Source organism: Marinobacter sp. RI1 (genome assembly GCF_041155085.1).
GTDB lineage: Bacteria > Pseudomonadota > Gammaproteobacteria > Pseudomonadales > Oleiphilaceae > Marinobacter > Marinobacter nauticus.
Map to the genome: position 1 here is coordinate 3,732,024 of NZ_AP031605.1, position 14,250 is coordinate 3,746,273.

General features: G+C 56.3%; 12 protein-coding genes and 1 riboswitch. Of the genes, 6 read left to right on the forward strand and 6 right to left on the reverse strand.

Features of this window, described 5'->3' with window-relative positions:
• Positions 1-6: 6 nt before the first annotated feature.
• From ACAM27_RS16920 to thiC, 5 genes are all read right to left on the reverse strand, one after another.
• Entirely contained in the window at positions 7-2,067 is a 2,061-nt protein-coding gene (locus tag ACAM27_RS16920) for a DUF2235 domain-containing protein (protein WP_369612345.1), read from the reverse strand.
• Between the two features lie 113 nt (positions 2,068-2,180).
• Positions 2,181-2,987 carry a 3',5'-cyclic-AMP phosphodiesterase gene (gene cpdA / locus ACAM27_RS16925; RefSeq protein WP_041654561.1) on the reverse strand — a complete coding sequence of 269 codons (807 nt, stop codon included), beginning with the start codon at positions 2,985-2,987 and terminating at the stop codon, positions 2,181-2,183.
• A 210-nt stretch (positions 2,988-3,197) separates the two neighbouring features.
• The gene (locus ACAM27_RS16930; RefSeq protein WP_023010963.1) at positions 3,198-3,683 is read right to left on the reverse strand and encodes a DUF1249 domain-containing protein; all 486 of its coding nucleotides are present in this window, start codon (positions 3,681-3,683) and stop codon (positions 3,198-3,200) included.
• Complete coding sequence (locus ACAM27_RS16935) at positions 3,680-4,300, reverse strand: NUDIX domain-containing protein (protein ID WP_014420552.1); 621 nt, start codon at positions 4,298-4,300, stop codon at positions 3,680-3,682. The genes ACAM27_RS16930 and ACAM27_RS16935 overlap by 4 nt, the downstream gene beginning before the upstream one ends.
• 114 nt (positions 4,301-4,414) lie before the next feature.
• A complete protein-coding gene (gene thiC, locus ACAM27_RS16940; RefSeq protein WP_369612346.1) occupies positions 4,415-6,292 on the reverse strand; it encodes a phosphomethylpyrimidine synthase ThiC in 1,878 nt (625 codons plus the stop codon).
• An 83-nt stretch (positions 6,293-6,375) separates the two neighbouring features.
• Positions 6,376-6,489, reverse strand: a riboswitch (TPP riboswitch).
• Positions 6,490-6,675: 186 nt separating this feature from the next.
• Here thiC and ACAM27_RS16945 point away from each other — a divergent pair.
• Positions 6,676-8,037 (forward strand): TolC family outer membrane protein, encoded by a 1,362-nt coding sequence (locus tag ACAM27_RS16945; RefSeq protein ID WP_014420550.1) that lies wholly within the window; start codon positions 6,676-6,678, stop codon positions 8,035-8,037.
• Between the two features lie 43 nt (positions 8,038-8,080).
• On the opposite strand, the gene waaA is transcribed toward ACAM27_RS16945, so the two are convergent.
• Entirely contained in the window at positions 8,081-9,334 is a 1,254-nt protein-coding gene (gene waaA, locus ACAM27_RS16950) for a lipid IV(A) 3-deoxy-D-manno-octulosonic acid transferase (RefSeq protein ID WP_121208539.1), read from the reverse strand.
• Positions 9,335-9,436: 102 nt separating this feature from the next.
• On the opposite strand from waaA, the gene lpxL reads away from it, so the two are divergent.
• Genes lpxL through ACAM27_RS16975 form a run of 5 tightly spaced genes read left to right on the forward strand, consistent with a single transcriptional unit; the run spans position 9,437 to position 14,181 of the window.
• Positions 9,437-10,399: an LpxL/LpxP family Kdo(2)-lipid IV(A) lauroyl/palmitoleoyl acyltransferase gene (lpxL, locus tag ACAM27_RS16955; RefSeq protein ID WP_206855033.1), complete on the forward strand. Its 963-nt coding sequence runs from the start codon at positions 9,437-9,439 to the stop codon at positions 10,397-10,399.
• Positions 10,400-10,402: 3 nt separating this feature from the next.
• Positions 10,403-11,371, forward strand: a complete 969-nt coding sequence (locus ACAM27_RS16960; RefSeq protein WP_041654559.1) for a mitochondrial fission ELM1 family protein — start codon at positions 10,403-10,405, stop codon at positions 11,369-11,371.
• Positions 11,368-12,486 (forward strand): glycosyltransferase family 4 protein, encoded by a 1,119-nt coding sequence (locus ACAM27_RS16965; RefSeq protein ID WP_222198380.1) that lies wholly within the window; start codon positions 11,368-11,370, stop codon positions 12,484-12,486. The genes ACAM27_RS16960 and ACAM27_RS16965 overlap by 4 nt, the downstream gene beginning before the upstream one ends.
• Complete coding sequence (locus ACAM27_RS16970) at positions 12,483-13,484, forward strand: glycosyltransferase (RefSeq protein ID WP_369612347.1); 1,002 nt, start codon at positions 12,483-12,485, stop codon at positions 13,482-13,484. Before ACAM27_RS16965 ends, ACAM27_RS16970 begins: the two co-directional genes overlap by 4 nt.
• Positions 13,477-14,181, forward strand: coding sequence for a YrbL family protein (locus tag ACAM27_RS16975; RefSeq protein WP_226374391.1), 705 nt, complete (start codon positions 13,477-13,479; stop codon positions 14,179-14,181). Before ACAM27_RS16970 ends, ACAM27_RS16975 begins: the two co-directional genes overlap by 8 nt.
• Positions 14,182-14,250: the final 69 nt, after the last annotated feature.

Genomic DNA, 14,250 nt, shown 5'->3' on the forward strand with positions numbered 1-14,250 from the left:
AATCTCTCAATTGTTGGGATGGATGGTCCGCTTTCCAGAGTCTGCCGGCGCATTTGGGCTAAAGTGTCGCCCGAGACGAAAAGTCGCCACGAGGCCCTTCATCATTGTTCGAAGGGGATTATAGTTCGCTGAGTGGTGAGTATATCGTTGACGAATCAGAGCGCGCTGCCCTGTACTTAACGAAGGGCTGTCGGAGCCGGAGGTAACCTGATCAAGAATGGTTTCTGCAATTGACTCCAAATCCTCTGGCAATTTTGCCCCGTCACTACTATTGATATCACGGAATGGGACACCGGCTTCCTTTGCCAGTTCGCACATTACTTTTAACGCTATAAGGGAATACTCTCCCCGAACCTCACGAACCATTCGCAACGCCAATTCAACCCGACCGTCAGGCGCCGGATGAGAAGAGACTTTTTTGTAGATTCCCAAGTAGGAATCCGCCTCAGCGCCAACCCCCGCGGTCGCTGAGCCATATCTTTCGGACAATTGATCTGGCGAACTACGCTCACCAACCCAGCCTTCGGAGGCAATTGTCGACCTGAGTTCCTCCAGATTATCCCACTGCATAGTCTGTTCCGGCCAACGATGCCGACTGGTTGGAATCAAATGGTATGGAGTCAGCAGGACATCCTCGCGTTGCGCATCTGGATAACCTCCTCCGATATCTGAATGTACCCCAGGCAAAGATATTTCACGGAATGCCTCTGGCAGACTCCCATCAGCGTTACGTAGGCTATTCAGGGAGAAGTTTTTCCTGACTTCGTCGGCGGCAACAATATGCACAGCGCGCTCAACATGTGCAGGGTCGAGGGAGACCCTTACAGGTTCATTCCGACTATTGCCGGGCCCAAAATCCAGCAATAACGGATTCACGATAGCCGCAACTGTATCGAATAGCCCAACAAAGCGAATTTTTGTTTCTTCAGGCCAATCAATACCCTCTCTTCGAAATGCCTCACCCAGCGCCCCACTCTGCCCCTTCTGTATTTCGTATACGGCATGACGCGCGGATGCCGCTCCGCGACTAAATCCGAACAAATCAACCTTCAGAACTCTAATCTGTCCAGGAAGCTCAAGCTCACCAACTCGGTTCGCAGCATTCGCGAAGACATCGCGAACCTGACTAACTATACCCGTATCCCCCATTCCTGAAATCGATCCAACCAGCGAATCACCCTCGCCAGTTTTAGTACCAATTCCAGGTGCATAGGTCCATAGCCGATGGATTACCCGCTTCCCAGACTTACTTTTAGTTTCGGCATAATGAGTAGCCAGCTTCGCCACATTACTCGGCGCATTGCCATAACTCCCCCCCAATGCCAGAGACAATCGATACTCACATTCCTCCAGTGACATCTCGCCGCGCTCAAAAGCCTCAACGCATTCGGTCGCCACTCGCTCTTCCAGTTCCCTGGAATTTTCAGCATTGTTGAGGGTGCCATCAGTGAAGATGCCGATTTCGAGATGGACCTCCGGAGGTGCTTCGGTGGTGGAAGATTCGGTCGTCTTGGTCAGTGGAGAGACAGGCAAAACGTTTTTCGAGAATGAGCTGGGTGAGCCGCCGGATTGAACGTCTTGCCGCGAAGCCTGCTCGCGCTGTTTAAGGCGATACTCCATCGCGAAATCGCCTGAAGGCAGACTTCCCACGCCCAGACTGCCCTGAACCCGCAAATCTCCCGGGGTAATACCGTGCTGATTGAGAGCGTTTACTCCGGCGATGATCTCATGATCAACTCCGGCGTCTGTCACCTGCCAACGGCCCTCGCCTCCCACCTCCTCACGCCAACGCACGACGGGTGAGGATGGCTCGCCATCAATACTGTCAAAAACCAGAAGAAGTCGCCCATCCCGTATTTCCCGGAGGACATTTTCAATATGGGTATTGCGCTGTAGATTGAACGCCCGCGCTCCCAGACCGTAAGTTGCCGGCTGTCCAAGGAGGCGCTCCAGATTTATGTTGGGGTTGTTCTGAATAAAGCGCCGGGCTTTTTCCAAGGCAAAAAAGGGCGATTCCAGCCCTGGCAGATCCGCAGCCCGCAGATCCTGAGGTTGTATGATTTTCATTCCGTGTCATCCGTTGACGAGTGCTGATCTTCCCTGTGAAATCCCCTTCACAGGCTTGTCATATTATCAAAGCCGTCAACGTAAACCGTGATCTGCCTTCAGCCAGGCCCGAATCAATACCCGGTACTCTTCTCGTCCAGGTCAAACTCGAAACTTTCCGCTCGGCGGACTTCCGTCTTGAAGCTGCCGGAGGGATCAAGTTCCAGCCAGCGATAACCCGGTGCCAGAGGTTCCACGGCAAAGTCACTGGATCCTGTGGCGAACTGGATGCAAGTGGAAGGTGTAGCCAGCAGGCAAGCACCGTTGCGCTGCTGTTCAAGCTCTTGATGGATATGGCCCCACAGCACTACCCGAACCTGCGGATGCCGGTCAATCACTTGCCAGAAGGCGTCCCGGTTTTTGAGCCCGATTTTTTCCATCCAGTCTGAACCGATATCCACCGGGTGGTGGTGCAGACTAACCACAGCAGGCATCTCTGGTTGCTCGGACAAAGCCCTGTCGAGAAAACTCAGCTCATCGGCCGAAAGCTCTCCATACACCTTGCTGTGTACCGAGGAATCGAGCATGACAAACTGCCAGCCGCCCTGGACCCATTGTTTCTGATCAGAGCCGGACTCCGCCGCAATGGAAGACAAGAGCGCGGAATCGTCATGATTGCCAGCAATCCAGAGCGAGGGGCAATCAAACGCCTTCAGTTGTTCAGCGAAATAGCGATACGCCTCCGGCGACGCATCCTGGGTGAGGTCTCCGGTGGCAAGAATCAGGTCGGGCTGGCCGTGATTGCGAAGCACTTCGTCAATCACCGCCGCCAGGCTGTCACGGGTGTTGACTCCCAGCAAGGCTCCATCCGCAGACGCCATAAGGTGCGGATCGGTAAGCTGCAACACATTGAGTGGGCGCGCCGTTGTGGGTTTGGTCATGCCAGGCCTGTTCTGTTTTCTGCAAGCAGTTGATAATCCAGACAAGTGTACGATGGCTTAGTTCAGATTGATTGTTCACGAATGGAAGGTGGATCACATTCTGACCAGCGGCACGCTATATTTTGCAGTATTTGACAACTCTGCCACAGGTCCGGCAACCGGCTTTATAGACTTTCGGCGAACTGAGAAACCGTTCAGAGATGAGGGTTTTCAATCGATGCCTTCGCCCGCAGACCAGGCTGCATGCTCCATCGGCAGGTGCCCGAAACGCAGGCAATAGTCCAGCCAATCGGCCAGGAAGCCGTTCACCTGAACCTTTTCATCCGGGTGATGCATAAACCGGTTCGGATAGTCATTCACGGGCGCAATCTGTCGTTGCCGGTAGCAGCTGATTACTTCGGCCATGAGGGCATCGTGGTATACGCGCACAGTCATCCGCGGGTTGTTCAGCCATCGGCCGCTGTTGTGGACTTGCTCCAGCAGCAGGGTTTCTGTGAATCTGGCCGTTTGCAGCACTTCAATTCGCACCCGGCCCAGGTACTGGTTCTCCCGGTGCAGTTCGAACTCACATACGGGTTTGCCATCCACCTCAAGCTGGCGCAGCTTGCGCAGGCGCTGATAGTTGCCGTCGCAGAGCGCCCCCAACTGGCGCAGGTCCGGCACATATTGCCTGGGCCGCTTTACCCACTCCGTCATGCTTGCCACTCCCGCCGCAAACGCTCCCGGTTCAATTGCAGCCACTGGATGGCAATAATCGCGGCGGCGTTATTGATGCGGCCATCAGCAATCATGGCAAAGCATTCTTCCGCTGACACCACGTGGCTGAGAATGTCCTCGTGCTCATGTTCCATACCGAAAACACCACCAGCCTCGGCGGTGCTGATCTGACCGCAATACAGGTGGATCATTTCCGTGGTACCGCCGGGGGAAACCAGGTAATCGCAGATTTTGTCCAGGCGACTGAAACTCAGCCCAGCCTCTTCCTGACCTTCTCGCTGGGCCACCTCTTCCGGACTCTCACCATCCTCATTCATGCCAGCAACAAGTTCCAGTAACCAGGGGGACTGGTTACGGTGGAGCGCCCCCAAACGAAACTGCTCCAGAAGTACAACCTCGTCGCGCGCCGGATCGTATGGCAGCACGCAGGTGGCATCACCCCGGATAAACAGTTCCCGGGTAAAGACGGGCATGTCGCGACCATCGAAGCGCGGATGCGTCAGCCAGAGTTTGTCCATTCGGAAGAAGCCCTGGAACACGGTTTCACGTTTTTCGACTTTGACGTCGCTGGCGTTGAACTGGAATGGTTTTGGCATTACTTCACCCGGTTGCGCATTCGGCCTTGAACGATAGCCGGAGCCACGGCGGGGTGCAAGTTAACACCCCGCCAGGCTCGGATTCACGCCATCATGGAACCAAGTGAATGCGGGTCAGATCTTGTCGTAGATCTTGCTGCCCGATTCCACAAACTCCCGTGATTTCGCCTGCATACCGGCATCAATCGCCGACACCTCATCGATACCGTGCTCTGCCGCGTAATCCCGGACCTCCTGGGAGATTTTCATGGAGCAGAACTTGGGGCCACACATGGAGCAGAAATGCGCCACCTTGGCCGATTCCTTGGGAAGGGTTTCGTCGTGGTAGGCGCGGGCAGTATCCGGGTCCAGCCCCAGATTGAACTGGTCTTCCCAGCGGAACTCGAATCGTGCTTTGGACAACGCATTGTCGCGGATCTGGGCACCCGGGTGACCCTTTGCGAGATCTGCAGCATGCGCGGCGATCTTGTAGGTGATAATGCCGGTTTTCACATCGTCCTTGTTGGGCAGTCCAAGGTGTTCCTTTGGCGTGACATAACAAAGCATGGCACAACCATACCAACCGATCATGGCCGCCCCGATGCCAGACGTGATGTGGTCATAGCCCGGTGCAATATCGGTGATCAGCGGTCCGAGCGTATAGAACGGCGCTTCGTCACAGCATTCCAGCTGTTTGTCCATATTCTCCTTGATCAACTGCATCGGCACATGGCCGGGGCCTTCGATCATGCACTGGACGTCGTGCTTCCAGGCAATTTTGGTGAGTTCTCCGAGGGTTTCCAGTTCACCAAACTGGGCGGCATCATTGGCATCGGCAATGGAGCCCGGGCGCAGGCCGTCACCAAGACTGAAGGAGACATCATAGGCCTTCATGATTTCGCAGATGTCTTCAAAGTGCTCGTACAGGAAACTTTCCTTGTGGTGAGCCAGGCACCACTTGGCCATGATGGAACCACCTCGGGACACAATGCCGGTGGTGCGTTTGGCGGTCAGCGGTACGTGGTGCAGGCGCACGCCAGCATGGATGGTGAAGTAATCCACGCCCTGCTCCGCCTGTTCAATCAAGGTGTCGCGGAAGATTTCCCAGGTCAGATCTTCGGCCACGCCGCCGACTTTTTCCAGGGCCTGGTAGATGGGCACGGTGCCGATGGGGACCGGGGAGTTGCGGATGATCCATTCCCGGGTTTCGTGAATGTTCTTTCCGGTGGACAGATCCATGATGGTATCCGCTCCCCAGCGAATGCCCCAGGTGAGTTTTTCCACTTCCTCTTCAATGGAGGAGGTCACTGCCGAGTTGCCAATGTTGCCGTTGATCTTCACCAGGAAGTTGCGACCGATGATCATCGGTTCGATTTCCGGGTGGTTGATGTTGGCTGGAATGATGGCGCGGCCACGGGCCACTTCGTCGCGGACAAATTCCGGGGTAATTTCTTTCGGCAGGTTGGCACCGAATGACTGCCCGGGGTGCTGCTCGGCCAGCAATACATTCTCTCGGGCTTCCTGCAGCTTCATGTTCTCCCGGATGGCAATGTATTCCATTTCCGGAGTGACAATGCCCCGCCGGGCGTAATGCATTTGGGACACATTGTTGCCGGGTTTGGCACGCAGGGGTTTGCGCTCGTCCATAAACCGGAGCGGATCCAGAGTCGGATCTTTCATACGCCGGCGGGTAAACTCAGAGGTATACCCTTCCAGTTGTTCGACATCGCCGCGTTCGGCAATCCATGCAGCGCGCACCGGCGGCAGCCCCTTGCGCAGATCAATGCTGGCTTCCGGGTCTGAATAGGGCCCGGAGGTGTCGTACACCACCACTGGCGGGTTCTTTTCGCCGCCCATTTCAGTGGGCGTGTCGCCCACAGTAATTTCCCGCATAGGCACGCGCAGATCGGCTCGGCTACCCTGCACGTATATTTTTCGTGAGCTTGGTAATGGTTTGATTGCTGCGGAGTCTACTTGTGCGGAATCGCTCAGGTAGGATGGGATGTCCGTCATCGTCTGCTCCCGTGTTTGCTCAGGTGGTCGGGTCGCGTATGACGGAGTTATGCCGAAGGTAATTCGAAACCTACTTCCGGCATGGTTCGTACGGTCTTAATCCCTACGCCGGTATTATCCGGATCAGGTCGCGGGTTCTGCGTTGCAATCTCAGCCGATCACCTGCTTCAGGCGAATCAGCACCCCGTCAAGACGCGATAAATATTCTGTTTTGCTCACAAAATGAGTGAGCTTTTCAAGTGTAGAGACGGGAACGATTATTGTCCATAATGGGCCACCAATACCTTTGGGTCACTATCGGGATAAACCCGCGCTCTACACGTTGACCTGCCGATACCTGTGTCCAGATCACGGATGCCCGGAGATAGTTTTCAGGAGCAATAATGAAGAAACGTTTACTTCCAGGTTTGATCACCCTGCTGGCAGCCCAGCCCGCTTTCTCTCTGGATCTTGTGGAGGCTTATGAGCAGGCACTGTCATATGACTCCGGCATCGCCTCTGCGCTGGCACAGTTTCAGGCCCAGCAAGCCGCCAGCGATGTGAGCAAGAGTACCTTATTGCCGCAGGTTGGTGCGTTTGCCGAAGCCAACCACACGGATTTCGACGCTGAAAACGGCCCGGGAGACAGCTACAAGTCATTCAACTATGGCGTGCAATTGTCGCAACCGGTTTTCCGCGCCGACAACTGGTTCCGCTACGACGCCAGCCAGTTCCAGACCGAAGCCGCCCAGGCCCAGTACAACCTGGCCCAGCAACAACTGATTCTGGATGTTGCAACCGCCTATTTTAATGTCCTGCGCGCTCAGGATACCGTTGCAACAGCTCGCGCGACTGAAGCAGCAATCCAGCGCCAGTATGAACAGGCGCAGGAACGCTTCGACGTCGGCCTGATCGCCATCACCGAGGTGTACGAAGCCCGCGCCAGCTATGACGACAGCAAAAGCCAGCGCATCGCCGCCGACAACCAGCTGAATGTCGCCCGGGAGCAGCTGGCGCGACTGACCGGCGAATACGCCGATGACCTGGAAAACCTGCGCGAGAATTTCCCGCTCGGTCGACCTGAGCCCATGAACCCGAATGCCTGGGAAACAACAGCCCTGGACCAGAACTGGTCCATTCAAGCGGCTTTATCACAACTGAACGCCAGCGAGGCCAATCTTAAAGTTGCCAAATCCGGCCATTTGCCAACACTGGACCTGGTGGCATCCTATGGCGAGTCCGAGCTGGACGGCGCCCGAAACCCTCAGCAGGAAGGAACCCAGGGGGTTATTGGCCTGGAGCTCAACGTGCCTCTCTATATGGGCGGCGGCACCCAGGCCGGCGTGCGCCAACAACGCTCTCTGGTCACCGCTGCAGAGCAGGATCTGAACACCGTCCGTCGCGATGTACAGGTAAACACCCGCAGCCTGTTCCTCACCGTGAACAACAACGTGGAAACGGCATCGGCACTGGAGCAGACCATCATCTCTCGTCGTAGCGCCCTGGATGCCACCCGGGCCGGTTATGACGTTGGTACCCGCAACATCGTGGAAGTGCTGGATGCAGAGCGGGCTTACTACGTCGCCCTGCGGGACTACGCCAATGCGCGGTATGATTACGTGATCAACACTCTGCAACTGAAACAGGCAGCCGGAACCCTGAGCCCTCAGGATCTGGTGGATCTGAACAACTGGCTGAGTGAAGGTGCGCGAGGCATAGAAGCGATGGCAGAGGAAGACCGCACACTGGACAACCCTGCCCGGTAATCCCCAAAAGGCGAGCTCCGGGTATCACCGGCGATACCCGGAGCTACAGACGTTCGATAATCCCCTCGACAACCTTATCCAAGGCACCCCGGTTTTTCTGAACGACGCTTAATGCACGCACTCCGTAGGCCCGGCATTCTTCTTTATCAGTCATCAGCTTACTGAGCGCCGTGGCCAAGGCTTTCGCCCCGTCTATTACCTGCACAGCACCATCCGTCAGCAGGTGCTCGTATATGGTTTCAAAATTGAAAACATGAGGACCCGAAAAAACCGGTATTCCCCAGGCTGCCGGCTCCAGTGGATTATGCCCACCACGCTCGATCAACGAACCTCCAACAAAGGCGATATCACTGGCACCGTACAGCATCATCAGTTCGCCCATGGTGTCACCCAGATAAACCTGAGCTTCGGCAGGGTCATCACCGGTTGAACGACGGGCAACAGAAAACCCCTCTTTCTCCGCCAGCTCGGCGACAGAGTCAAAGCGATCCGGATGCCTGGGCACAATAATCAGCAAAGCCTCAGGATGTTGCTGAAGTATTCCCTGATGAGCGTCAAGCAACTGCTGGTCTTCTCCGGAATGCGTGCTGCCGGCAATCCAGACCGGGCGAGCCCCAAGCTCCTCACGCAAGGCACGGGAAGCCGCACGCACATCATCCGGTATATCGACATCAAACTTCACACTGCCAGTAACCTCAACGTGGGAGGCGGCAACGCCAATGCGCCGAAACCGGTCAGCATCCCGGTCGGCCTGCGCCGCCACCCAGGTAATGCTTTTCATGATCGGCGCGGCCAGCCCTTTGACCCGTTCGTAACCACGGGCAGAACGCTCGGACAAGCGCGCATTTATCAGGAAAACCGGAACTCTCCTCCGGCGGCATTGGCGGATCATATTGGGCCAGATTTCAGTTTCGAGAATAACCAGAATCCTGGGATTGATGCGGTCCAGAAAACGCCGGATGGCGCCGGGTGTGTCGTATGGGGCGTAGGCATACGTTACCCTGTCACCAAACATCTTGCGGGCCTGGGCCAACCCGGTGTCGGTCATCGCCGTCATCAAAATAGTGGCCCCCAGATTCCTGGCGAGCAGGCGCCTGACCAACGGGCCTGCCGCAATGGTTTCACCCACAGACACGGCGTGTACCCAGATAACCGGGCCAGAAATTTCAGGCACCCAACCCAAACGGTGTTGCCAGTCGCGCCGAAGGGCGGGCGCTTTACGCCCTTGCCACCACAGCCGGATCAGTATGAACGGCAGCACAAGGCGAATCAGCTGGGAATAGATAAACTGGAACACGCAGGACTCCCGGCAAAACAGTGCGTTATCATAGGGCAAATTTTTCTTTGGACGGGCATCTTGCCCCCCGGAAAACCGTTTGTCGATGCAGGATTCACGATTTTGAAGAAGAAGTACCGCAAACTACCACGAAACACAGACTATTCCGCCTACCGCCATCCACGATGGTGGCCAACCTGGCTTGGCATAGCCGCGATGTGGCTGGTGGCCCAGTTGCCCCTGCGCCTGCAATGGTGGCTGGGCAAGATTGCCGGCTTGCTGGCCTGGCGGCTGGCAAAGGGCCGGCGACATATTGCCGAGGTGAACATTCGACTGTGTTTCCCGGAGCTGAACCAGCAGCAACAGGCGGCCCTGGTTCGCAATGCTTTTATCGCCAACGGGATTGGCTTGCTGGAGATTGGTGTTGCCTGGTTTCGCGATGCGTCAAAACTCAAAAAGATCACCAGAGTTCACGGTCTCGAACATTTCGAGCAAGCGCTCGAAGAGGGGCATGGCGTATTGTTGCTCGGAGGCCACTACAGCACGCTGGACCTGGGTGGTAGCCTGGCGACGGAGTATATTGAGGCAGACGTCATGCAGCGGGATCACAACAATCCACTGATGAACGCAGTGATGACCCGGGCTCGCGGCCGACGTTACGGAACGGTGCTGGGCGCACGTGACCTTCGCGGGCTATTTCGCTGCCTGAAAAACAACCGGGCCGTCTGGTACGCCACGGATCAGGACTATGGCCGGAAAGACATCGTTTTCGCGCCCTTCTTCGGGATCCCAACCGGCACCATTACTGCCACATCCCGGATTGCTGAGCGCAGCAAGTGCAAGGTGGTTCCCTTCAGTCATTTCCGCCGGGAAGATGGCCCGGGCTACGACATCTATTTCCACCCTGCCCTGGAGAACTTCCCCAGTGGCGATGATCTTGAGGATGCCACCAGGATCAACGCCATTATCGAGCAGGAAATCCGCAAGGCGCCCGACCAGTATCTTTGGATGCACCGCCGCTTCAAAACCAGACCGAACAGAGATGATCCGGGCTTCTATGGCCGAAAACGGAAGAAGAAGAGGTAACTCTTGAACAGGGACTCCGGCGCCACAGCACCCGTTATCTGGCTGATTACCGACAACAAGGCCGGCCATCGCAACCAGTTACGCGGTTTGGGTAATCGATTGCGCGTCCTCGCCGGCGCGGACCTCCATTGGATAAACGCCACGGATTACCCAACCCCGATGTGGCGAGCACTGACGGGAATTGCGCCGGCTTCGGTGCCAAACCTGCCCGCCCCTGCACTTATAATCGGGGCCGGTTCAGGAACCCACCGGTTATTGCTGGCCTTGCGACGCTATCGCAAGGCAAAAACGCTCGTGCTGATGAAGCCTGGATTCCCCCTCCGTTTGGTCGATGCCGCCATTATTCCGGCCCACGACAAGGTTAAGCCTGCTCGCAACATTCTGATCACAGAGGGGGTAATTAATGCCGTCACGCCCCTGGCCAGGCTCACCAGCAAGCCCGAAGCTCTGGTACTGATCGGAGGACCATCGCAGCACTATGACTGGCATGATGATGCCATTCTTTCGCAGTTGGGCGACCTGATGGCACGCTACCCCGAATGGCGCTGGACCATCACCAACTCCCGGCGCACACCAAAAGCCCTGTCCGACAGCCTCTCGGAGCTTCAGGGCCCCAGGATTTCAGTCGTTGACCACAATCAGACGCACGAGGGCTGGCTGAACCACCAGCTCGCGTCATCAAGAGCCGTCTGGGTAACACCGGATAGCCAGTCCATGGTGTGCGAAGCCGTTACGTCGGGGGTGCCAACCGGCCTTCTGGATCTTAATCCTCGATCGGGAAGCAGGGTAGCCAATGGTGTCGAGCAACTCGCAAAGAAAGGACTGCTGGCGCACTGGGCCGACCACGCATCAATCATGGCCGAACAGCCCGAACGACACGATCGTCTCTGGGAAGCGGACCGGGCCGGCCGCTGGGTAATGCAGATATTCCTGGGCAAGTATCAGAACAAGGACGGGGAGCGGACAAGGTGAGGGTTCTACAAGCGTTACCGGCGCTGCACAGTGGCGGTGTGGAAAGAGGTACTGTTGAATTCGCTGCCGAACTGGTGAAACGAGGCCACGAATCCTTCGTGGTTTCCAACGGCGGCCCGATGGCCGAACAGGTCCGCGGCCAGGGCTCCTCGCATATTCACATGCCGATACACCGAAAAACGCCGGCTTCATTCGGACAGATACTGCCCATGCGCAAGCTGCTGAAGGATCTGAAGCCAGACATCGTTCACGTGCGTTCCCGAATGCCGGCCTGGATTGTTCACCTGGCGCTGAAAACGCTGCCACAATATGAACGCCCGGCCGTAGTTTCGACCTTCCACGGCATGTATTCAGTGACGCCTTACAGCGCCATCATGGCAAAAGCGGATCAGGTCATAGCGGTGTCCAATTGCGTACGAGACTATGTTCTGAAGCACTTTGCTGTGCCGGAACACAAGCTGACGGTGGTCCAGCGTGGCGTAGACATTGAAGCCTTCCGCAACCGAGCCATCAACGAACAATGGCAAAACCACCTCCTCGGGAGGTTTCCTCAACTCGCCGGCAAAAAGATCATCATGATGCCGGGCCGTATCTCTCGCTGGAAAGGCCAGTTGCATTTTCTGGAGGCCATGGCGCGTATCGTACGTCAACGCCCGGATTGTCACGGCATCATCGTTGGCGGCGCAGAACCGGGTAAGGAGCGCTTTCTGCAGGAGCTGGAAAAGGAGCGCAGTCGTTTGCAACTGACTGATAAAGTCACGTTTCTCGGCCAGCGAAACGACATGACCAACCTCTACCTGCTGGCCGATGTGGTGTGCCACATGTCCACCAAGCCAGAGCCCTTCGGCCGCACAGTCACCGAGGCCCTGGCGTCCGGCACACCGGTGGTGGCGTACAACCGCGGCGGTGCAGCGGAAACCCTGCAAGCCTGTTTCCGGGAAGGACTGGTAACACCGGACGACACCGGCGCGTTTGCCAGCGCCGTGCTCGGGCTGCTGGACAAACCCAAGCCTGATATATTTCTTCCGGACCGGTTTTTACTGCGGGCACAGACAGAGTCCACACTCGAGATATACGAAGCAGCAATTCAGACCAGACGGGCGGAGCTCCAGTGAAAGTTCTGCTGATGATGCTCTCGCCTCCGTCCGCAAAAGGCGGCATGGAGAAACACTTCGCCGATCTTGCCAACGGACTGGCGGGAGCGGGTGTATCTGTCTACTGCATGTCGGCACCGGAACACCTCGAAGCTCTTGATCCCGGAGTAAACCGGTACCCGGTCAACACCAAAGGGTCCCGTTATTCTCCTACATTGATCTGCTCGATCGTAAAGGCACTTCGGGCTCAGGAATTCGACCTGGTTCATGCTCAGGGCAGTAAGTCCGCTGCGACAATCCAGCTACTGTCGCCCCTGTTTCCCAAAACCCGTTTCATCGCGACCATTCACAATTTCAAATCCCGATATCCGGCTGCCAATCGGTTTTCAAGGATTATTGCCGTTAGCCACGCATTGGCCAGTGATATTGGCGGAAACGTAACCGTCGTTTATAACGGAATAAACATCGAGCCATGCCCGGAAGCGCCCTTCAACTTCCAGACTTACGGTCGCCCCTTGTGGTTGGCTGTCGGCCGATTGGTTCACGCAAAGGGCTTCGATCAACTTATTGATGCCTTCCAGAGCGCAAAAGGCAGCCTGCTGATCGCAGGGGACGGGAAAGAGCACGAGGCACTGCAGGAGAGGATCGAACGGCTAAAGCTTACCAGCAGAGTCAAGCTCATCGGCTATCAGGAAGATATTCCCGGCCTGATGCAGTCCGTCGACGGCATTGTAATTTCTTCTCGGCGCGAGGGTTTTTCCTATGTCTGTGCAGAAGCTCTTCTTTCGGGAAAACCAGTAGTCTCAACCGATGTGCCCGTGGCCAATGAGTTGCTCCCACCACAGCACATCTGTCCGACGGGTGACACCGCCGGGCTATCTTCGCTTCTCAACACGCCGATTGCCGAACTGGTGGAGTCTCAGGCTGGAGTACGGGATTTTGCTGCCCGTGAACTGAGCGTCGATTCTATGGTTGCGAACACCTTGCAGGTGTACCGTGAGGTTACACGCCGTGGATAGTGCACATAATCAATACCATCAGGCGGAAGCCAATCTGGATTCACTGTTGCCCTTTGCGCAAGGTGCCAATCGTTTTTGCTTTCAACATCCGGACAATCCGGACCGCTGCCTGAAGGTAATTCGCCCCGGGAGTATCCAGGCAAGGTATCAAAAACAGTCAGTGGTGAAACGGCTTTTGGGAAAAGCCCGGCTCAATGACAACACCCAGGAACTGAGAGCACACCAGCAACCGGCTATAAGACGCCTGATTCAAACAGGTAACGAAGAAAGCCTGTGGAGTCACTTACCAAAGTTCTATGGCCGTGTTGCGACCACCCTGGGGCCAGCGAACGAGAGCGAAATGCTTCGCTGCAAGGACGGCAATATAGCACCGACACTCGAATTCCTGATCCGGGGCGGAGGGCTAACGCCTGAGCTCCTTGAGGCCATTCAGCGGTTTGAGAACTGGCTGACCGCGAACCGCATTCTTACCCGCAATCTACTGCCACACAATCTTGTAGTAACCGATCGTACCGGCCAACCTGAGCTGTTTCTGGTGGACGGCCTGGGGGCTCCTGCTATCCCCCAGGCCCTGGCCTCGGCACCCGGCTGGAGCGAGCGCTATATTGAAAGGAAGGTTCGACGTTTCGAAAAGCGATTAGCCTGGGAGCAGGATAGCCAGGGACATTCCTGGGAAGATTTCCAACGCTTAAGATAAAACCGTGCCTGGCAGCGTGATAAGATATCGACCACTTTTATCTGCATCCATCGCAACTTTCACAACCCG